Origin of the sequence: Shewanella aestuarii (assembly GCF_014647215.1) — a bacterium.
Taxonomy (GTDB): domain Bacteria; phylum Pseudomonadota; class Gammaproteobacteria; order Enterobacterales; family Shewanellaceae; genus Shewanella; species Shewanella aestuarii.
In genome coordinates this window covers 47,315-69,489 of sequence record NZ_BMOT01000012.1, presented here as the reverse complement: position 1 = coordinate 69,489, position 22,175 = coordinate 47,315, and the positions used below count along the sequence as shown (strand labels likewise).

Genomic DNA, 22,175 nt, shown 5'->3' with positions numbered 1-22,175 from the left:
TTTGGCATAAGTTCTGCGTAGCTCAAACTGTAAACTTCACTTGCAACGCCCCTTGGGTCACAGTGGCAAGCTGTACATTGAAATGTTCGAGCGCATCTTTAGCTAATTCAAACTTAAGTTCAACTTTGTCAGTAAAGGCTTTGGTTATAATAACCCCATCATTTTGCGCGACAATATATTCAATACCAGCTAATTGCGCGTAGCTGCAACGCAAGCTAATTGGGTAGCGAATATATTTAGTTACCAGACTCAGCTGTTGAATTCCTTGTTTAATACCTGAGCTGTAGGCCCTAACTAAACCACCGACACCTAGCTTGGTACCGCCAAAATAGCGCACCACAATCGCGCCAACCTCGCCCACATTCGCGCCCTGCAACGCTGCTAGCATAGGCCGCCCAGCACTGCCGGCAGGCTCGCCATCGTCACTGGAGCCAATATTCACCATGTCATTTGGCGCACCTGCAACATAGGCATAGCAGTAATGGCTTGCCCCGGGGTAGTCTTGCCTTATGTTAGTAAGTGTTAACTTCAACACGTCCTGACTCGGACAATGAAACAGAAAAGAGATAAAGCGACTATGCTTTATCTCTTCTTCAATCAACAAGTTAGATTCTGGTATCGAATAACTCTCAGTCAAGACCACACTCTCTTGTCATGTTTTCATTTCTGTCGGCGTGGACGATTACGTTATCTTCAATGCGGATCCCGCCATAGGGGCGCATTAAATCAACCGTTTGCCAATTCACTAACTGCTTAGCATTATCCGGTAAGTCATTCAGCAATGAATCAATAATATAAATACCCGGCTCTATTGTAAGCACCTGATTAACCGCTAACGTTCTGGTGCAGCGCAAAAACGGATGCTTTTCTGGTGCAGGGATATGGGTTCCTCTTTCATCATGGGAATATCCGCCCATATCATGCACCTGCAAACCTAACATATGTCCCAAGCCATGAGGGAAAAACGCACTGGTTACGCCGGAGTCGATTAATGCCGTGACATCTGAATGCGCCAGCTCAAAATCAATCAATAACTGTGCAATCCGTTCATGGGTCATAATGTGTAAATCTGTGTACTTCACCCCAGGCCTCATTGCATCAATAATACTTAACTGCTGTTGATTAAGTGCGCTGATTAATTCAGAGAAACGGTTTTTTTCGAAGGAATAAGTACGGGTAATATCAGCGGCATAACCATGGTAGCTTGCACCTGCATCAATCAAAAAAGACAACCGCTGCTGCGGCTTTACGTGCGCCAAAGTCATGTAATGTAAAATTGCGGCATTTTGATTGAGGGCAATAATGTTGCCATAGGGCATTTCATTCTCACCTTGGCTTATTTCGGCTAAATATTGCTGCTGGATCTCAAATTCACTGGCGCCATTAAAAAATGCACTTTTAGCCGCTTTATGACCTCTTACTGCAATTTGGTTTGAACGGCGCAGACACTCAAGCTCGTATTGTGTTTTGTCAGCACGATGGTAATGCAGATAATTCATTACCGCATCGGGGTTACGCGACGAAAATTCAAGCACGTCAGCAACATCTAAATGCTCTCCGATATACGCCCACCCCGTTAAATCTTTTGGTAAAAACTCAGCCACTTTGTCAGCTTTAGTCAATAATTGAATATCAAAGTGTTCGGTCCAAAATGCTTCGGGTACATCACTGACCTTATGCCAAAAGTCTACGGGGCGATAAAACACTAATTTAGGTTTATCGACACCATTAACAATAACCCAGCAATTAGGGTTATCGAGAACCGGTAACCAAGCTTTAAAATGTGGATTAACCTTAAATGGATAATTCATGTCATCTAAAAACTGGCGATGTGGCTGGCCAGAATGAATGATCAATCCAGCTAACCCTTCACGGTGTGAAATTTCTGCCACACGACGATTTAATTCAGCAATATGTGCATGATAAAAGCTAGCCAGCTTATCCATTTTTAATCCCTATTCTTGAGTTGGCGAACCCTAACAGTCTACCACAAAGGAGAAAAATCACCTCAGCAGACAAAAAATTAAACGGTCGTTTAAATTGGGTGTTGTAATTTTTGTCATTTAGTCGCACACTGTTGTGTAACTGGTCAAATGATGGCCTACACTGCTGTAAAACAAGCTTGATAACTACACAGTAATAAAGATGTGGAAATCGCTTTAAGCAATAAGGAAGCAAGCAATGATCTACCAAAGCCCTACCATCCAGGTTGAGTTACTTGAAGACAATGTTGCCAAGCTGTGCTTTGATGCACCGGGCTCGGTAAACAAGTTCGACAGAGAAACTTTAGCCTCTTTAGATGCAGCATTAGATAGCATTAAGCAACATGCTGAGATTAAAGCACTGTTACTTACCTCAGCCAAAAGCACATTTATCGTGGGTGCTGATATCACTGAGTTCTTAGAATTATTTAAGCAAGATGACGCCACATTACTCGCTTGGGTTGCACAAGCTAATGCGGTATTCAACAAGCTTGAAGATTTACCTTTCCCGACAGTATCTGCCATCAACGGTTTTGCCTTGGGCGGCGGTTGTGAAACGATTTTAGCGACAGATTTACGTGTTGCTGATACTAATGCTCGTGTTGGTCTACCTGAAACCAAGCTGGGATTAATTCCAGGTTTTGGTGGCACAGTACGTCTACCTCGCGTGATTGGCGCAGACAATGCTTTAGAGTGGATCACATCAGGTAAAGAACAACGCCCTGATGATGCCCTTAAAGTCGGCGCGATTGACGCTGTCGTTGCCCCAGAAAACTTACAATCTGCAGCCATTCAAATGATACATGACGCGCTAGCGGGTAATTTAGATTGGCAAGCTCGTCGTAAACAAAAGCAATCACCTCTTCAACTTGCTAAGTTAGAAGCCATGATGTCTTTTGCTACCGCTAAAGGCATGGTGTTCTCCATTGCCGGTAAACATTATCCAGCGCCAATGGCCGCTGTGAATGTTATCGAGCAAGCAGCAACACTTGATCGCGCAGGTGCATTACAAGTGGAAGCACAGGCATTTATCAAGCTAGCTAAAACTGAAGTCGCTACTGCTCTTATTGGTATTTTCTTAAACGACCAGTTCGTTAAAGGCAAAGCCAAAAAAGCGGTAAAATTAGCTAAAGATGTTAACAATGCAGCGGTACTTGGCGCTGGCATTATGGGCGGCGGTATCGCCTACCAAAGCGCCAGCAAAGGCACACCGATTGTCATGAAAGACATCGCACAGCCAGCACTTGAGTTGGGGCTAAACGAAGCGGCTAAATTACTTTCAGCACAAGTAGCCCGTGGACGTTCTACACCTGAAAAAATGGCCCAAGTACTTAACAACATCACGCCATCTTTAGACTATGCAGCAATTAAGCATAGTGATGTAGTCGTTGAAGCGGTAGTTGAGCATCCAAAAGTGAAAGCGACTGTATTAGCCGAAGTGGAAGGTTACGTAGCTGAAGATGCCATCATAGCATCTAACACCTCGACTATTTCAATCAACTTATTAGCAAAAAGCCTCAAGAAGCCAGAGCGTTTCTGTGGCATGCACTTCTTTAACCCTGTGCACAAAATGCCATTAGTTGAAGTTATCCGTGGAGAGCACAGCTCGGAAGAAACCATTGCTTCGGTTGTCGCCTACGCAAGCAAAATGGGTAAAACCCCTATTGTTGTCAATGACTGCCCAGGTTTCTTTGTTAACCGCGTACTGTTTCCATACTTCGCAGGTTTTAACGGTCTACTTGCTGACGGTGCTGACTTTGCCGCTGTTGATAAAGTGATGGAAAAACAATTTGGTTGGCCAATGGGCCCGGCTTACTTACTTGACGTTGTGGGATTAGATACCGGCCACCACGCACAAGCGGTTATGGCTGAAGGCTTCCCAGATCGCATGGGTAAAACGGATAAAGATGCAATTGACATCATGTTTGAAAACAAACGTTTAGGCCAAAAGAATGCTAAGGGGTTCTATGCGTATTCTGTTGACCGCCGCGGTAAGCCGAAAAAAGATCTCGATCCAACCAGCTATGAATTACTTAAAGGCACATTTGGCGAGCTAAAAGCATTTGAAGCTGATGATATCATCGCACGTTGTATGATCCCGATGATCATTGAAACGGTTCGTTGTTTAGAGGAAAGCATTGTTGCCTCTCCAGCAGAAGCTGATATGGGCTTAGTTTACGGCTTAGGTTTCCCGCCATTCCGTGGTGGTGTGTTCCGTTATTTGGACACTATGGGCGTAGCAACATTTGTTGCCCTAGCTGATAAATATGCGCATTTAGGTGGCTTATATCAAGTGACTGATGCAATGCGTGAACTTGCAGCCAACAACGGTAGTTACTACCAAGCCTAATTAGCGGGAAAGGAATTAAATCATGAAACAAGCTGTTATCGTAGACTGCATTCGTACCCCAATGGGCCGTTCAAAGGCTGGTGTATTTAGAAATGTACGTGCAGAAACTCTGTCTGCAGAATTAATGAAAGGGCTACTTCTTCGTAACCCACAACTAGATCCTAACCTAATTGAAGACGTGATTTGGGGTTGTGTTCAACAAACCTTAGAGCAAGGCTTTAACATTGCACGTAATGCTTCATTACTTGCTGGTATCCCAAAAACAGCTGGCGCTGTTACGGTAAACCGTTTATGTGGTTCATCAATGGATGCCATTCATCAAGCTGCTCGCGCCATCATGACAGGCATGGGCGACACCTTCATTATTGGTGGTGTTGAACACATGGGTCACGTACCTATGAATCACGGTGTTGATTTCCACCCAGGTCTTGCAAATCGTGTAGCCAAAGCCTCAGGTATGATGGGCTTAACCGCTGAAATGTTAGGTAAACTTCACGGTGTGACTCGTGAACAACAGGATGCATTTGCTGTTCGTTCACATCAACGTGCTCATGCAGCAACAGTTGAAGGCCGATTTGCTAAAGAAATTTGGGCAATGGAAGGTCATGATGCTAATGGCGCACTCATCAAAGTGTTCAACGATGAAGTCATTCGTCCAGAAACAACAATGGAATCGCTAGCCGGTCTACGTCCTGTATTTGATCCAGTAAATGGTACTGTTACAGCGGGCACCTCTTCAGCTTTATCTGATGGTGCATCGGCAATGCTAGTAATGGAAGAATCGAAAGCGCGTGCTTTAGGTTTACCGATTCGAGCTCGCATTCGCTCTATGGCAGTTGCGGGATGTGATGCCGCAATCATGGGTTACGGTCCTGTTCCTGCTACACAAAAGGCACTTGCCCGTGCCGGATTAACCGTTGCCGATTTAGATGTGATTGAGCTTAACGAAGCATTTGCTGCACAATCTTTACCGTGCGTTAAAGATCTTGGCTTACAAGATGTAGTTGAAGAAAAAATTAACCTCAATGGCGGTGCTATTGCACTAGGTCATCCACTAGGTTGTTCTGGCGCACGTATTTCAACAACGCTAATCAATTTGATGGAAGACAAAGATGCAACATTAGGCTTAGCCACAATGTGCATCGGATTAGGTCAAGGTATCGCGACGGTTTTCGAACGCGTTTAAACCTAAGACCGAATGCCATCGAGCAAAAGCTAACTCTGTAGCTTAATGGCATTGAATGATAAAAACCGAATTATTACAAAATAATTCGGTTTTTTTATTTTCATGAAACGGCTTATGTTCCACGTGAAACATATTTGAGGAAAGTTAAAAAAATACAATAAATTCGACTTTTGAATAGAAACATATATAAAGATCACTGACCATGAAGTTTAAAAAAGGATTAAACAATCTCACCAGTCATCATCTTAATTTGCACATCCCAACCAAGGCTAAAAATAATATTGACCAAAGTGATCATCAGTCAAAACAGTCTTACATTACTCATTCAAAAAAATTTTGCGCGCGTTAAATCACATTAGCCGCCGCTAAACTTGGCAAGTTTACCTTGGCAGAGTACCATAACCAGATAGTCATGTTGTCAGTAGAAGTGGTAATGTCAGAACAATTAACCTCATCAGATATATTTAAACAAGCTCAACATCAACTTGATGCTTTAGGTTTACGCTGCCCTGAACCAGTAATGATGATCCGCAAAACAGTTCGAAAAATGGCTGAAGGTGAAACATTGCTAATTATTGCCGATGACCCAGCAACAACAAGAGACATCCCCAGTTTCTGTGAGTTTATGGATCACACTCTGTTAGCCAGCGCTACAGATGCTACGCCTTACCAGTATTTGCTCAAAAAAGGATTATGATGAAATCGCCCAATACTGACATAACCCTTGCAGGCATAGCCTATAAAACCGCAAAACGTGGCGTTATGAATCAGGTATTTTGTGCCAATGTCACTGTCGAGCGCGGTGTAGAAAATGATATCTTCGGCCGACCAGGTAAACGTCAAGTGACGGTGATGTCAAAAGAGCAATGGCAAATAGCCTGTCAGCAAATTAATAGTGATTTAGACTGGCTTACTCGTCGAGCCAATCTATTAGTAAGTGGTTATCAATTCAGTGCTTCAGATGTCGGTAAAGTGATTCAAGTTGGTGATGATTTACAGTTAGTCATAACGGGTGAAACGGATCCTTGTAAAAAAATGGAACTGGCTTATTCAGGCTTAGAACATGCGCTGACTCCAGATTGGCGTGGCGGCGTTACCTGTAAAGTAAAAAGACCGGGCCTTATTCAACAAGATGATATTGTCACCATCACCACACTCTAATCGACTTTACCCGCGTTAACACCACCAGTCGGCTATCCAAATTTGTCAGTTATTTCTGCCTCAAATATGATGGATTGTCATTAATTGAAACAGAATTTTTGTGTCGTTAATCGTCCATTTATGCGATAAAGGTTGCCAAGCCAGAATTGATGCTAGCAACCTTGCTAAACACCTATGGCCTGTTTGTCTTTGCTGGTTGAATGACTTCGAAATAAAATCGTGTTAATTGAAGCTAATGAAATTGATACATAGTCATCTAAGCAAACAACCTTGAAAGATCAACAGGCTCTTACCACGGTCTGCTGGTATTCATTTTCTTATAACGATAAATAAATGGATCTTGCATGTTCACACAAAAGCTTACCCCAATATATACCGCGATAGCTTTATCACTTGGTATCAGTGCCAGCAGTTTTGCAACCGAAGAAGAAGCCGCTAAATGGCAGGTAAATGCGCCAGAAAATGCCCCGCTTCAGAAAATTGATATCAATGTCACCGATGGTACATGGATGAACGTAAACGTATCTCCTGATGGTAAAACTATCGTATTTGATTTACTGGGTGACATTTACCAAATGCCGATAACGGGTGGTGAAGCCAAAGCCATATCAAGTGGTATTGCATGGCAAATGCAGCCTGTATATAGCCCAGATGGAAAATACATTGCCTTTACCTCTGATGAAGATGGCGGCGACAATATATGGGTGATGAATGCCGATGGCACTAATCCGCACCCTGTGACAAAAGAAACCTTCCGCCTGTTGAATAGCCCTGCGTGGAGCCCTGATTCACAGTATTTAGTGGCGCGTAAACACTTCACTGCAAGCCGTAGTTTAGGTGCCGGCGAAGTATGGATGTATCACGTTGCAGGCGGTGAAGGTGTTAAGTTAACTGAGCGTCCTAATGAAGAAAAAGACTTGGGCGAACCTGCCTATTCGCCAGATGGTCGCTATATCTATTTCAGCCAGGACGCAACGCCAGGTAAAACATTCCATTACTCAAAAGATTCAGTAAAAGGAATATATAAGATCAAACGCTACGATACCCAAACTGGTGATATTGAAGTGTTAATTGAAGGTACAGGTGGTGCGATTCGTCCAACACCGAGCCCTGACGGAGAAAAACTAGCCTACATCAAACGCGATGGTTTCCAATCGACTTTATATCTTCTGGATTTAAAATCAGGTGAAACTACCAAGTTATATGACAAATTAGACCGTGATATGCAGGAAACTTGGGCTATCCATGGTGTTTACCCAACTATGTCGTGGACACAAGATAATAAAGAAATTGTATTTTGGGCTAACGGTAAAATCAATAAACTCAATGTCGCAAAGCAGACACTGAGTGATATTCCCTTTTCAGTCAAAACTCAGTTAGACGTACAACCGTCAGTACGATTCACCCAAAACCTTGACCAAGATAAGTTTGACGTCAAAATGTTACGTATGGCTCAAGTATCACCCAATGGTGAGAAAGTGGTATTTGAAGCATTAGGTAAGTTATGGGTACGTGACATTAACGGTGGTAAGCAACAACGTTTAACCCGACTAGATGACGACATTAATGAACTGTTTCCGCAATGGTCACGTGATGGTAAAGACATAGTGTTTACCACCTGGAATGATCAAGCACAAGGCACAGTCAGTGTTGTGAGTGCGCGAGGAGGTAAAGCAAAAGTATTAACCAATGAGCCTGGTAAATACGTTGAAGCCACCTTCTCGCCAGATGGCGAAACCATTGTTTATCGCAAAGCTAAAGGCGGATATATGACGCCTCGCACTTGGTCACAGGAACCTGGTTTATACCAAGTGGATATTAAGGGTAAGAAAAATACCAAGATATCAGCCAGTGGCCATCAACCTCAATTTGGTGCCGATAATGATCGCGTGTTCTTCATGGACTATGGTGACAAACCAGAACTAGCCTCTATTGGTTTAAATGGGTTTGAAAAACGCACCCATTACACCAGCGATCACGCTACTGAGTTCCGCGTTTCTCCTGATGGCGAGCATTTGGCTTTTGCTGAACGTTTCCGCGTGTATGTGACCCCTTTTGCTAAGCACGGTGAAACTATTAATATTGGTCCAAAAGCGAATAACTTACCTGTGACACAGCTGAGTGCCCGTGCAGGTGAAAGCATTAGCTGGAACAATGACAGCAATCAATTATATTGGACCCTTGGCCCTGATTTATACCAAGCCAAAGTCGATACCACCTACGCTAAGTCTGAAGCCAAAATTGAGCCTAAAATCACTTCAATCGGCTTTAAAGAAAATACCGATGTTCCACGTGGAACAGTCGCATTTGTTGGCGGTAAAGTGATCACCCTTGAAAATGATCAAGTCATTGAAAATGGTGTTGTGATTGTCAAAGACAACAAGATTGTCAGTGTTGGTGATGCAACAACACAGATCCCATCTGGTGCAGAAGTTATCGACATTAAAGGCAAATCAATTATGCCTGGTTTATTCGACGCCCATGCTCATGGTGGTCAAGCTGATGATGAAATCATTCCACAACAAAACTGGGCACTTTATTCCGGCCTATCGTTAGGTGTCACTTCAATCCACGACCCATCAAATGATACCACTGAGATTTTTGCCGCATCAGAGCAGCAAAAAGCCGGCAATATCGTTGGGCCAAGGATCTTCTCTACCGGCACAATTTTATATGGTGCAAACCTGCCAGGTTATACCTCCCATGTAGACTCACTTGATGATGCTAAATTTCATTTAGAACGCTTGAAAAAAGTCGGGGCATTCAGTGTTAAAAGTTACAATCAGCCACGTCGAAATCAACGTCAACAAGTCATTCAAGCAGCTCGTGAATTGGAAATGATGGTAGTACCGGAAGGCGGTAGCTTATTGCAACATAACTTATCTATGATTGCCGATGGCCATACAACCGTTGAACATTCGTTGCCTGTTGCCTCTATCTACAGTGATATCAAACAATTTTGGCAGCAAACCAAAGTTTCTTATACCCCAACTTTGGTTGTGGCATATGGTGGTATTTCTGGTGAGCATTACTGGTATGACAAAACTGATGTTTGGGCTCACCCACGCCTAAGCATGTATGTACCATCAGATATTTTAGATGCTCGCTCGATGCGCCGCACAACGGCACCCGATGCACACTATAATCATTTCAATGTGGCACGTGTCGCAAATGAACTGAACAATGTTGGCGTTAAAGCTAACATTGGTGCACATGGTCAACGTGAAGGATTAGCTGCACACTGGGAGATGTGGATGTTTGCACAGGGCGGCATGAGTAACATGGAAGTGCTAAAAACGGCCACAATTAATCCAGCAACAACCTTCGGAATGGACCATCAATTAGGGTCGATTAAACCTGGTAAGTTAGCAGACTTAATCGTTATCGACGGTGACCCATTAGCAGATATCCGTACCACCGACAAAGTGACTTATACTATGATAAACGGCAAGCTGTTTAATGCTGAAACCATGAATGAATTAAATGGTGACAAACAACGGCGTAAACCGTTTTTCTTTGAAAAGAAATAACACTAAACAGTAACATGAAAAAGGGTGTTCCACGTGGAACACCCTTTTTGTTAGTTAACATAAACTCACGTTATGAACTAATCTGCCGATTTATGAGCCGCACAAAAGCAGTCGTTACTATGATCATCGACCATACCAACCGCTTGCATAAAAGCATAACAGATAGTTGGTCCAACAAAGTTAAACCCCAACTTCTTAAGCGCTTTTGACATGGCTTCTGATTCAATAGTTTGCACTGGTACATCAGCCGAAGAAGCTGGATAGTTAACCTTTGGTTTACCACCAACAAATCCCCATAAAAAATCAGCAAAATCATTACCCTGCTCTACAAATGCCAAATAAGCTTTGGCATTACGAATAATTGAATTAATCTTCAATCGATTGCGGACAATACCGGGTTCAAGCATTAATGACTCAACTTTCGCCTCATCATAGGTCGCGATAATGCTTGGCTCAAAGTTTGCGAATAAAGCTTCATAATTAGGCTGTTTTTTTAAAATAGTAATCCAGGATAATCCCGCCTGTTGGCCATCTAAACACAACTTGGCAAATAACTCTTTTGCATCAAAAACCGGCCGCCCCCATACTTGGTCGTGGTACTCCTGGTAAATAGGATCATTACTGACCCAGCCGCATCGGATAACTTGCATGTATCACGTCCATTAACAAAAATAGTATTACGTTAAAAAATAACCTACATCTACCTTGTTCTACAAGGTATAATCAATTCCATTTTCTATTAATAGCCTGACAGTAGTAGACATGACGACGAAACACGACGTAAAGACATTTCAGGGTTTCATCCTAACCCTACAAGAATACTGGGCGCAGCAAGGTTGCGCAATTGTTCAACCTCTAGACATGGAAGTGGGTGCGGGAACATTTCATCCGCAAACATTCTTACGTTCATTAGGCCCAGAGCCAATGAGCAGTGCCTATGTGCAACCATCGCGCCGCCCAACTGATGGCCGTTATGGTGATAACCCGAACCGACTACAACACTACTATCAATTCCAGGTTGTGTTAAAGCCATCTCCAGACAATATCCAAGAGTTGTATTTAGGCTCATTAGAAGCACTCGGTATTGATACTCAAGTGCATGATATTCGTTTTGTTGAAGATAACTGGGAATCACCTACGCTTGGCGCATGGGGTTTAGGCTGGGAAATCTGGCTAAACGGTATGGAAGTAACTCAGTTTACTTACTTCCAACAGGTTGGCGGATTGGAGTGTAGCCCTGTTACAGGTGAAATCACCTATGGTCTTGAACGTCTAGCTATGTATATTCAAGAAGTCGACAGTGTCTATGATTTAGTCTGGACCGATGGCCCTATGGGTCGTGTGACATACGGTGATATTTTTCATCAAAATGAAGTTGAACAGTCTACTTATAACTTTGAACACGCCAATGTTGAAGTGTTATTCAAACAGTTTGATGACTGCGAAAAAGCCTGCCAGCATTTATTAGGTTTAGAAAAACCACTACCTCTGCCTGCCTACGAGCAAGTCATGAAAGCATCGCACGCTTTTAACTTACTTGATGCACGCCATGCTATTTCAGTGACCGAGCGCCAGCGTTATATTTTACGCGTTCGTACTATGGCTAAAGGTGTAGCAGAATCTTATTATCAAGCACGTGAAGCGCTAGGCTTCCCTATGTGTAAGTAGAGGTAACCGATGAATTTTGAAAACTTACTCATTGAGATTGGTACAGAAGAACTGCCACCAAAAGCATTACGTCATTTAGCTGAGTCATTTTTAGCTAACTTTAGTGATGAGCTAGCAAAAGCTGATTTACCCTTTAGCGCATCAACATGGTATGCAGCGCCTCGCCGTTTAGCGATTAGTTTTACTGAGCTGGCTTTATCTCAAGCTGACAAAGTAGTTGAAAAACGCGGCCCTGCTGTTAGCTCTGCATTTGACGCAGATGGCAACCCAACTAAAGCGGCTCAAGGCTGGGCTCGTGGCAATGGGATTACGGTTGACCAAGCAGAGCGTTTAGTCACCGACAAAGGTGAATGGTTAGTTCACCAAGCTAAAGTTGTTGGCGTGGCAACTAGCAGCCTAATCGCTGATATGACCCAACGTGCCTTAGACAAACTGCCAATACCAAAACCAATGCGTTGGGGTAACAACAAAACGCAATTTATTCGTCCAGTTCATACCGTAACCATGTTGTTAGGTAGCGAAGCGATTGACGGTGAAGTGCTTGGCATAAAATCTGCCCGCACCATCCGCGGTCACCGTTTTATGGGACTTGCCAGTTTTGAACTTGATCATGCCGATAACTATATCAGCATGCTCAAAGAACAAGGCAAAGTGATTGCTGACTACCACGAACGTAAAGCACTTATTAAAGCCGATGCAGAAAAAGCGGCAAGCACCATTGGTGGTATTGCTGACCTAGAAGATAGCTTACTTGAAGAAGTGACCTCTTTAGTTGAATGGCCCGTGGTATTAACCGCCCATTTTGAAGAAAAATTTCTTGATGTGCCCGCAGAAGCTCTAGTTTACACCATGAAAGGCGACCAAAAATACTTCCCTGTTTTTGATGCTGCTGGCAAATTATTACCTAACTTCATTTTTGTATCTAACATAGTCTCTAAAGATCCTCAGCAGATTATCTCTGGAAATGAAAAAGTGGTTCGTCCACGTTTAGCGGATGCTGAGTTTTTCTTTAATACCGATAAAAAACACACGCTGGAATCTCGTTTGGCGAGCTTAGAGACCGTTGTGTTCCAAAAGCAATTAGGTACTTTAAAGCAACGTGTTGAACGAATTTCAGCAATGGCAGGTTTTATCGCCGCGCAATTAAATGCTAGCGAAGCGAATGCTAGCCGTGCTGGTTTATTGTCTAAAGCAGATTTGATGACCAACATGGTCATGGAATTTACCGATACCCAAGGCACAATGGGCATGCACTACGCTCGCCTTGACGGTGAAACCGAAGCGGTTGCGGTGGCGATTGAACAGCAGTATAAACCTAAGTTTTCTGGTGATACGGTACCAACAGATGCAGTATCTTGTGCGGTTGCCCTAGCTGAAAAGTTTGACACCCTTGTGGGTATTTTTGGCATAGGCCAAGCACCTAAAGGTGCTGCTGACCCATTTGCTTTACGTCGTGCAGCGATTGGTATTTTACGTATTATCGTCGAAAACAATTTACCACTCGATTTAGTCGATTTGATCTCTAAAGCGCAAGCATTACATGGTGAAACCCTAAGTAATAACAGCACTGCTGATGATGTACTTGAGTTCTTTATGGCTCGCTTCCGCAGCTGGTATCAAGATCAAGGTATTGAGGTCGATGTTATTTTAGCGGTACTTGCACGCCGCCCTACACGTCCTGCTGATTTTGATAGCCGAGTTAAAGCGGTATCTCACTTCCGTAGTTTAGAAGCTTCTACCGCACTTGCAGCCGCTAATAAACGTGTTTCAAACATCTTAGCTAAAGTTGAAGGCACATTGCCAGACACGATTAATTCAAACTTACTTGTTGAAACCGCAGAAAAAGCCTTGGCCGATAAGCTAACTCAGCTTCAACCAGAGTTAGCCCCCTTATTTGCCAGCGCAAATTACCAGCAAGCACTGACATTGTTAGCCGATTTACGTGAAAGCGTTGATCAGTTCTTTGAAGATGTGATGGTGATGGCTGATGATGAAGCACTAAAACAAAACCGCATAGCCTTACTAAATAGCTTACGTGAGCAATTCCTGCACGTAGCAGATATCTCGGTTTTGCAGTCTTAACCACCCGCTCATCAACAAAAAAGCGCCTTAGGCGCTTTTTTTATGTCAGTAAAATAGTGTCGTTTGTTAAACCATCTAACCTATACATTAAAACTCGGTTAGTTTTTGATGTAACGAATCAAATACTTCCCGAGAAATTTCGACTTGCCCAAGCAACTTAATCAACATAGCTTCCGACAACTTATTAGCCTGCAATAACATTGAGCATTCACTGATTACATTGGCTCGCCAAACCGCTTTTGCGGCACCAGAGTTGGGGGCAATATTGACATTGGCTAATAAGGATAAGTTATCGGCAAACGAATCGGGGATCTGCCAATATTTAGCCAATAAAGCACTTAACGTAAGCGATTTAGTGGTCATTAACTGACTAAAAAGCAGAGAATTAGGTTGCTCTCCAGGCTCTGCCTGATAAAAGGCATCAATTAGCATTTTAAAAATGGCTATCTTACCCACGTCATGTAAAAGCCCTAACAAAAAGGCACTATCACTATCTTGTTCGGCTAACTCACCTGACAAAAATGCCACTTGCATTGAATGTCGCCAAATCTCGGCACCAAATCGACGAAAATAAATAGGCTTAACATCAATCATTTCACGGGTAAGACAAACAGTAACAAGTCGCCTTAACTGCTCGCGCCCCAATTGCACCAAAGCTTGCTGAAGATTACTCACGGCTTTATCTGAACGCCTAAACGCTGGTGAATTGCACAGTTTCAATATTTCGATGCTTAATAGTGGGTCTTGCTCGATAAGTTTAAGCACGTCTTTAATATCAATATCTTCATCGGCTAATTTGTTATCTAACTCCATTATTTTGCTTGGCAGCTTGAGTACATTATCAGCAATCTCTTTAGGCGAACTTAATGCCGTTTCAATTTGCGCCATAACCTGGCGCTCAAGATTATTAGCAATGCCATCTTGCTGCTGTTGTTGGGGAAATAACAAAGTATAAAAGAGTGCTGACACATCAATTGAAGATAATTGCTCGGCATCATTAAGCTGATTTCCACAAGATGAAGAGCTAGGTTGAGCCGACTTTAATTGTAATGCCGCCGTCATTTTTTCAGCACTAGACACCCCGGTAAACTTGGCTTGTTCCTGAGTATCACGAATATTAAACAGCTTTTTAAAAAAACTGACCACCACAACAAGCCACCTTTGTAGAACAATGGGAATAAACTGCTAGTTTACTCATTAGAACAATTACCCCACAACATAAAATAAATTAGGGTAAATCATTAATAACATTATTTAATTCTATTAATATTAGAAATTTTTCACGTTTTCTTTTGATAAGTGACAACAATGTCACCACTAGCCATAGACATATATTGAACTTCTAATTCGGGATGGCTTAAAATAAATTTGTTTATTGCCTCTCGAGCCGAATTTACTGAATTATGTTGGGCTCTCAATAAACAACGACTTTGTTTACAGTAATGGTAGTTAACAACAAAATCTTCAAAATCTCCTCCCCAATTATCAACATAATCTTCATCTATTAGATTAAACTCCTCAACTTTTAATTCAATATATTGATCAGGGTCTTCGGATATTAATAAAGATAATGCCGGTGGAATCGCAATAAAATACGACTCTTCACCTTCTTGCTTATAAGTATATACAGTGCCAAGTTCTTTAAATATTCCCTTTTCAGTTAGATACTTATTATAGAGTCTTTGAAAATCATTGTGACTTGAGTCGATTTTATATTTCTTTAATGCACTTATTTCATTATTTACAACTGAGTTTTCAACGTTAATCTCATCTGATTTTGAATCAATGGAGACAAGTTCTCCCTCAGGTTGACTAGATTTAATTTCAACGGACTCAGGTGGAAGAGCAGCTGGTGTATTTTCTACTTTTAGTTTTTCAGATTCGGTTCCTTTCCCAATAAACTGAAAACCAAAGAAAATAAACATGATTACAATTGCTATTGATAGGTAGTTAATTTTCATTACAGACATCCTTTTCGTAATTTTATAATTATAAATTAATGCTATGGCATATGAATGTAAACCTATAACCAAAAAAAGAGCCCTAGATAAATCTAGAGCTCTTTTCCAAACTAATTTCTAACTAGACGTCTAGGTTAGCCACGTTTAGCGCGTTAGTTTCAATAAACTCACGGCGCGGTTCAACTTGATCACCCATTAAACAGGTGAAGAGTTGATCAGCAGCAACAGCATCCTCAATCGTTACGCGCAGCATACGACGAGACTCTGGATCCATGGTGGTTTCCCATAGCTGCTCAGGGTTCATCTCACCCAGTCCTTTATAACGCTGGATATATAAGCCACGTTTCGCTTCGCTTACGGTCCAATCTAACGCTTCTAAGAAAGTATCAACTTCTTTCAAACGTTCGCCGCGTTGAACATAACCGCCCTCTTCAATCATACCGTCTAATGCCGCACCTAACTTAGCAATACGCTGATAGTCAGTTGAGGTGAAGAAGTCATAACCAAATAGGTAGTTAGTATCAATACCGTGCTTACGAATAGTGATATTTGGGGTATACACTTTACGCTCAGGGTCTAAAATCACTTCTGATGAATAGATCACGCCGCTGCTTTCAAGGTCAATCAGATCAGCAATAAATCGATCACACCAAGCCTTCATCGCACCTTCATCAGCAAGCATAGCTAATGTAATTTCTGGATGATAAAGCATGCGGTTAGTAATATTTGTTGGGAAACGTTTTTCTAAACGACTGACAATTTTCTCAACATCACGGTACTGACTCACTAAACGCTCTAACGGTTCACCACTCATTCCTGGTGCGCCTTGGCTTGGATATACATGTGTTCCATCAAGCGCTTGAGTTGTTAAGTATTCCGTTAATGCTAACTCATCTTTTAAATACTGTTCCTGTTTGCCCTTTTTCACTTTGTATAAAGGTGGCTGTGCAATATACACATAACCACGCTCAATAAGCTCAGGCATTTGACGGAAGAAGAAGGTCAACAGCAAGGTACGAATGTGCGAGCCGTCGACGTCAGCATCGGTCATGATAACAATATTGTGATAACGCGTTTTATCAGGGTTATATTCATCACGACCAATACCACAACCCAACGCAGTAATGAGTGTAGCCACTTCTTGTGATGACAACATCTTGTCAAAACGTGCTTTTTCTACGTTAAGAATTTTACCTTTCAACGGCAAAATAGCTTGGTTTTTACGGTTACGTCCCTGCTTGGCACTACCGCCAGCAGAGTCACCTTCCACTATGTATATTTCAGAAAGACCAGGGTCTTTCTCTTGGCAATCGGCAAGCTTACCTGGCAAACCACCTAAGTCTAACGCGCCTTTACGACGAGTCATTTCACGGGCTTTACGTGCGGCTTCACGAGCGCGTGCAGCATCAACAATCTTACCCACAATCAATTTAGCATCAGCTGGATTTTCTAATAGGTAGTCATTTAATTGCTCACCCATTGTTTGTTCAACGGCACTTTTCACTTCGCTAGAGACCAATTTATCTTTGGTTTGCGAGCTAAATTTAGGATCGGGTACTTTAACAGAGATAACCGCCGTTAACCCTTCACGAGCATCGTCACCGGTAGCACTTGTTTTGCCTTTTTTATTGAAGCCTTCACGCTCCATATAGTTATTCAAGTTACGGGTTAATGCACCACGGAAACCGGCTAAGTGAGTACCACCATCACGCTGAGGGATGTTGTTGGTGAAACAGAAAATGCTTTCTTGGTAACCGTCATTCCATTGCATTGCCACTTCTACGGTAATACCGTCTTCGCGTTCTTGAGTAAAGTGGAAAACATCTTTATTAATCGGAGTTTTATTGCGGTTCAAGTAATTCACGAATGCACTGATGCCGCCTTCATATTTGAAGAACTCATCTTTGTTTTCACGCTCATCAACTAAACGAATACCCACACCTGAGTTTAGAAAAGATAGCTCACGTACACGCTTAGCTAAAATATCAAAGTGAAACTCAACATCAGTGAAGGTTTGACTGCTTGGCCAAAAACGGATTTCGGTACCGGTTTTAACTGCATCGCCAATTTCTTTGATAGGTTCGTTAGGTACACCATGAGTATAAAACTGCTCATAAATTTTACCGGCACGTCGAATTGTTAACTGTAATTTTTCTGATAATGCGTTTACAACCGAAACACCTACTCCGTGTAAGCCACCAGAGACTTTATAAGAGTTATCATCAAACTTACCACCAGCATGCAGTACCGTCATGATCACTTCTGCTGCAGAGACGCCTTCTTCTTCATGGATAGAAACCGGAATACCACGGCCATCATCTTTTACTGAAACAGAACCATCTGAATGAATGGTGATGGTGATATCGCTACAATGGCCGGCTAACGCTTCATCGATAGAGTTATCGACGACTTCGAATACCATATGGTGAAGGCCGGTACCGTCATCGGTATCACCAATATACATACCAGGGCGCTTACGTACTGCATCAAGGCCTTTTAGAACCTTAATACTCGAAGAATCGTAACTATTCTCTGACATATTTCTCTCTCGTTGTTATTCAATAACCGTTACTTGCCCATGTTCCACATGAAACATCCTGTCGGGAGGGCTTGTTAACGAATCGACTATTGCTGAAGGTTCGATTGCGGTGACAAAGATTTGTGCGCCGGTTTCGGTTAACTGTTTCAACAATAGCTGCCTATGCTGTGCATCCAACTCTGACGGTAAATCGTCGACCAAATAAATACTGTTTTTATTTAGCTGTTGTTTGAGCAACTTTCCCTGTGCAATACGCAGTGCACAGACTAATAATTTTAATTGCCCCCGGGATAACGCATCCTGCGCAGGTAAAGTACCTACCCTTAAACGTAAATCCGCTTTATGCGGGCCGCTTAAGGTATGTCCGGTGGCTAAATCTCTGGGATATTGGTTTTCAAGTAACTGCGAAAACGCCGTTTTACTATCCCATCCTCGGGTAAAAGAAACATTGATATTAACCTGAGGCAAAAACTCACTTATTATACTCTTTAGTAGCGCATTTAACGAGTCTACATAGCGATTTCGTATATCTGTGACCAGTTCAGCATACCGCACCAATTCCTTATCCCAAAACTGTATTTGCGAATAGCTTGCTTGATTTCTAAGGAGTTGATTTCTTTGCTTTAAAATGCGTCTAGTATTCACCCAAGCTTGATAGAATTGCGGGTCAGAATGAAATGCGCCCCAATCAATAAATTGCCGTCTGGCTTTCGGGCCTTCAAATAGTAATGAAAAGCTTTCTGGGGTGATCACTTGTATGGGTAGGGTTTCGGCTAATACCGACAGTTTTTTAACTTTGTCGCCATTTATTTTGACTTCTATCTCACCGCTTCTATGGCGTCGTAAACCAATTTTGGTTTGCTCATCATCACCTTCAAGTTGTGCAAATAACATTAAATTATCTGCATCAACATTAATAACGCGTTGTGATAAATGACTGCGAAATGAACGCCCCATACCCAAGAAGAAAATCGCTTCTAAAATACTGGTTTTGCCACTGCCATTTTGACCATAAATCAAGTTCAAGCCACTGCCGGCACTAAGGTTAGCAGATAAAATATTACGAAATGAGCTAATGGTTAAGCGGCTAAGACTCATGCAGACCTATAGGTAAATAAATGGCTAGAATAAAAGACAAAACAAGGTGCCTTAAGCACCTTGTTAATGTTATGAGTTAGACTACCACAATGCGCTTAAAGACGCATAGGCATCACAACATACATAGAGTCTTCTTCTAAGTGATTTTCAATTAGCGCACTTGAGTTACCGTCTATTAAGGTAATACGTACTTCGTCACTGGCGAGGTTATTTAATACATCCAACAAATAACTCACGTTGAAGCCTATCTCTAAATTATCAGAGTCGTAATCTACATCAATAATCTCTTCAGCTTCTTCTTGCTCTGGATTATTTGCGGTAATTTTTAACAAACCAGGTTCAAGCTGAATACGCACGCCACGGAATTTTTCGTTAGAAAGAATTGAGGCACGGGTTAAAGCCTGTTTCAGTTGGTTACGGCTAGCAATAACAATCTTATTGCCACCTTTTGGTAATACACGGCGATAATCAGGAAAACGTCCATCAACTAACTTGCTGGTGAACACAGCATTGGCCGTCACGGCACGAATGGCATTATCACCAATGCTGATAGTGATATCTTGATCTTCACTGTCTAGTAAGCGCGACATTTCGACCACACCTTTACGTGGCACAATCACTTGTTTTTCAGGCAGTGTTTGTGCAACTTGGCGGTGGCTTAATGCTAAACGGTGACCATCTGTAGCAATAGAACGTAAAACGTTACCTTCGGTTTCAAATAGCAAACCGTTTAAGTAGTAACGCACATCTTGGTTGGCCATCGAAAATTGCGTTGAATCGATAATTGATTTTAATACGCCCTGCTTTAGGCTGAATTCAATGTCAGCCTGGAAAGCTTCAACATTTGGGTAATCTTCAGCGGGCAAAGTTGCCAACGAAAAACGACTACGACCAGATAGTAGTAACCATTTATTATCTTGTTGTTCGATACGCAGTTCAGAAGAATCCGGCAATGATTTTACGATATCTAAGAGCTTTTTAGCAGGAACGGTAGTCCGCCCGGTGACAACGTCACCATGAATAGCAGCCTGTCCCACAAGCTCTACTTCTAAATCTGTGCCAGTTAGCTTAAGTGAGTCTTCACTAACTTCTACAAGTAAATTGGCAAGAATGGGTAAGTTGTGTCTACGTTCCACGGCACCACAAACCAATTGCAATGGCTTTAGCAGTGCATCCCTATCAATTGAAAATTTCATTGTGTCAGTATTCCCTGAATTAAGAAGAGAGCGTTCTGATTAAGTTGGCATAATCTTCTTTAATGTCATGACTTTCTTCACGCAATTGCGCAATTTTACGACAGGCATGAAGCACAGTTGTATGGTCACGACCACCAAATGCATCACCAATTTCAGGTAAGCTTTGGTTTGTTAGTTCTTTAGATAACGCCATCGCCACTTGTCTAGGTCTTGCCACACTGCGCGAGCGACGTTTAGACAGCATATCTGCCATTTTTATTTTGTAGTATTCAGCAACGGTTTTCTGAATATTGTCTATAGTGACTAATTTTTCTTGAAGTGCCAAGAGGTCACGTAAAGCTTCTCGAACAAAATCAATGGTAATTGGTCTGCCCGTAAAGTTAGCATTGGCAATAACGCGGTTTAGCGCGCCTTCTAATTCACGTACATTCGAGCGTAAACGTTTAGCAATAAAGAATGCCACTTCATCAGGAAGGTTAATGCCGCTTTCTTGCGCTTTACGCATCAAAATCGCCACACGGGTTTCTAATTCTGGAGGTTCAATAGCAACCGTTAATCCCCAACCAAAACGGGATTTCAAACGGTCTTCAACACCGTCGATCTCTTTTGGATAGCGGTCTGACGTTAAGATGATCTGATGATTACCTTCTAATAATGCATTAAAGGTATGGAAAAATTCTTCTTGAGAGCGATCTTTATTGGCAAAAAATTGAATGTCATCGATAAACAATGCGTCAACACTACGGTAATAGCGTTTAAATTCTTCAATAGCATTATTTTGCAATGCCTTAACCATATCCTGAACAAAACGCTCAGAATGCATATAAACCACTTTCGCATTGGGGTTGTTTTTAATAATGCCATTACCCACAGCATGCAAAAGGTGAGTTTTACCTAAACCTGTACCACCGTATAAAAACAACGGATTATAAGCGCCACCTGGGTTTTCAGACACTTGCAACGCCGCAGCTTTACCCAGTTGATTTGATTTACCTTCAACAAAGTTATCAAACTGGTAAGTTGGGTTGATATTGCTACGGTGATTAGCGTTTGCTATAGGTTCAGCTTGAGTATTAAAGCTAGTACCTACACGCGCCTTAGTTTGTTGCCCACTGGGCTTTGCATAAACAGGCGCTGAAACCACAGGAGTTTGACGGGCAGAAGGACGACTACCAATATCAAAACGCAACTTAGGTGCATTACTGCCCATTTGCTCAGTAAAGAATTGATTAATGATATTGATGTACTTATCACGTACCCAATCCAATACAAATCGGTTTGGAGCGTAAAGGACTAACGTATCACCATCCATTTCAGCTTGTAACGGACGGATCCACATACTGAACTGCTGAGCCGATAATTCGTCTTGCAGTCTACCGATACATTGTTGCCAAAGTGAAACCGCCACTTATATCTTCCCCA

Annotated in this window: 16 protein-coding genes; 7 read left to right on the top strand and 9 right to left on the bottom strand. The window is 42.2% G+C overall.

The features are described from left to right. Positions 1 to 22: 22 nt before the first annotated feature. Positions 23 to 637, bottom strand: a complete 615-nt coding sequence (locus IEY03_RS15275; protein WP_188843276.1) for a YigZ family protein — start codon at positions 635 to 637, stop codon at positions 23 to 25. Beyond that, on the bottom strand, positions 630 to 1,946 hold the full coding sequence (gene pepQ / locus IEY03_RS15270) for a Xaa-Pro dipeptidase (RefSeq protein ID WP_188843274.1): 1,317 nt from the start codon (positions 1,944 to 1,946) through the stop codon (positions 630 to 632). The genes IEY03_RS15275 and pepQ overlap by 8 nt, the downstream gene beginning before the upstream one ends. Positions 1,947 to 2,181: 235 nt before the next feature. Between pepQ and fadB the strand changes: the two genes are divergently transcribed. From fadB to IEY03_RS15245, 5 genes are all read left to right on the top strand, one after another. Continuing rightward, entirely contained in the window at positions 2,182 to 4,332 is a 2,151-nt protein-coding gene (fadB, locus tag IEY03_RS15265; protein WP_188843272.1) for a fatty acid oxidation complex subunit alpha FadB, read from the top strand. Between the two features lie 22 nt (positions 4,333 to 4,354). Then, positions 4,355 to 5,518: an acetyl-CoA C-acyltransferase FadA gene (fadA, locus tag IEY03_RS15260; RefSeq protein WP_188843270.1), complete on the top strand. Its 1,164-nt coding sequence runs from the start codon at positions 4,355 to 4,357 to the stop codon at positions 5,516 to 5,518. Between the two features lie 433 nt (positions 5,519 to 5,951). Further along, positions 5,952 to 6,215, top strand: a complete 264-nt coding sequence (tusA, locus tag IEY03_RS15255) for a sulfurtransferase TusA (RefSeq protein WP_188843268.1) — start codon at positions 5,952 to 5,954, stop codon at positions 6,213 to 6,215. After that, positions 6,215 to 6,679, top strand: a complete 465-nt coding sequence (locus IEY03_RS15250) for an MOSC domain-containing protein (protein ID WP_188843266.1) — start codon at positions 6,215 to 6,217, stop codon at positions 6,677 to 6,679. Before tusA ends, IEY03_RS15250 begins: the two co-directional genes overlap by 1 nt. A gap of 344 nt (positions 6,680 to 7,023) precedes the next feature. Next, positions 7,024 to 10,209 (top strand): amidohydrolase family protein, encoded by a 3,186-nt coding sequence (locus IEY03_RS15245; RefSeq protein ID WP_188843263.1) that lies wholly within the window; start codon positions 7,024 to 7,026, stop codon positions 10,207 to 10,209. A gap of 77 nt (positions 10,210 to 10,286) precedes the next feature. Here IEY03_RS15245 and IEY03_RS15240 read toward each other — a convergent pair whose 3' ends face one another. Beyond that, positions 10,287 to 10,859 carry a DNA-3-methyladenine glycosylase I gene (locus IEY03_RS15240; protein WP_188843261.1) on the bottom strand — a complete coding sequence of 191 codons (573 nt, stop codon included), beginning with the start codon at positions 10,857 to 10,859 and terminating at the stop codon, positions 10,287 to 10,289. A 112-nt stretch (positions 10,860 to 10,971) separates the two neighbouring features. Here IEY03_RS15240 and glyQ point away from each other — a divergent pair, with 112 nt between their 5' ends. Together glyQ and glyS are read left to right on the top strand one after the other, a co-directional pair. Next, entirely contained in the window at positions 10,972 to 11,877 is a 906-nt protein-coding gene (gene glyQ, locus IEY03_RS15235; RefSeq protein ID WP_188843259.1) for a glycine--tRNA ligase subunit alpha, read from the top strand. Positions 11,878 to 11,886: 9 nt separating this feature from the next. Next, positions 11,887 to 13,959, top strand: coding sequence for a glycine--tRNA ligase subunit beta (glyS, locus tag IEY03_RS15230; RefSeq protein ID WP_188843257.1), 2,073 nt, complete (start codon positions 11,887 to 11,889; stop codon positions 13,957 to 13,959). An 87-nt stretch (positions 13,960 to 14,046) separates the two neighbouring features. Here the strand turns inward: glyS and IEY03_RS15225 are convergent, their stop codons facing one another. The 6 genes from IEY03_RS15225 to dnaA form a co-directional block, all read right to left on the bottom strand. Continuing rightward, positions 14,047 to 15,108 (bottom strand): HDOD domain-containing protein, encoded by a 1,062-nt coding sequence (locus IEY03_RS15225; protein WP_188843255.1) that lies wholly within the window; start codon positions 15,106 to 15,108, stop codon positions 14,047 to 14,049. 131 nt (positions 15,109 to 15,239) lie between these two features. Continuing rightward, on the bottom strand, positions 15,240 to 15,920 hold the full coding sequence (locus IEY03_RS15220) for a hypothetical protein (protein WP_188843253.1): 681 nt from the start codon (positions 15,918 to 15,920) through the stop codon (positions 15,240 to 15,242). A gap of 121 nt (positions 15,921 to 16,041) precedes the next feature. After that, on the bottom strand, positions 16,042 to 18,459 hold the full coding sequence (gene gyrB / locus IEY03_RS15215; protein ID WP_188843251.1) for a DNA topoisomerase (ATP-hydrolyzing) subunit B: 2,418 nt from the start codon (positions 18,457 to 18,459) through the stop codon (positions 16,042 to 16,044). A 15-nt stretch (positions 18,460 to 18,474) separates the two neighbouring features. Then, on the bottom strand, positions 18,475 to 19,557 hold the full coding sequence (gene recF / locus IEY03_RS15210) for a DNA replication/repair protein RecF (RefSeq protein WP_188843248.1): 1,083 nt from the start codon (positions 19,555 to 19,557) through the stop codon (positions 18,475 to 18,477). Positions 19,558 to 19,652: 95 nt separating this feature from the next. Continuing rightward, entirely contained in the window at positions 19,653 to 20,753 is a 1,101-nt protein-coding gene (gene dnaN, locus IEY03_RS15205; protein WP_188843246.1) for a DNA polymerase III subunit beta, read from the bottom strand. 19 nt (positions 20,754 to 20,772) lie between these two features. Continuing rightward, positions 20,773 to 22,161, bottom strand: a complete 1,389-nt coding sequence (gene dnaA, locus IEY03_RS15200) for a chromosomal replication initiator protein DnaA (protein WP_188843244.1) — start codon at positions 22,159 to 22,161, stop codon at positions 20,773 to 20,775. Positions 22,162 to 22,175: the final 14 nt, after the last annotated feature.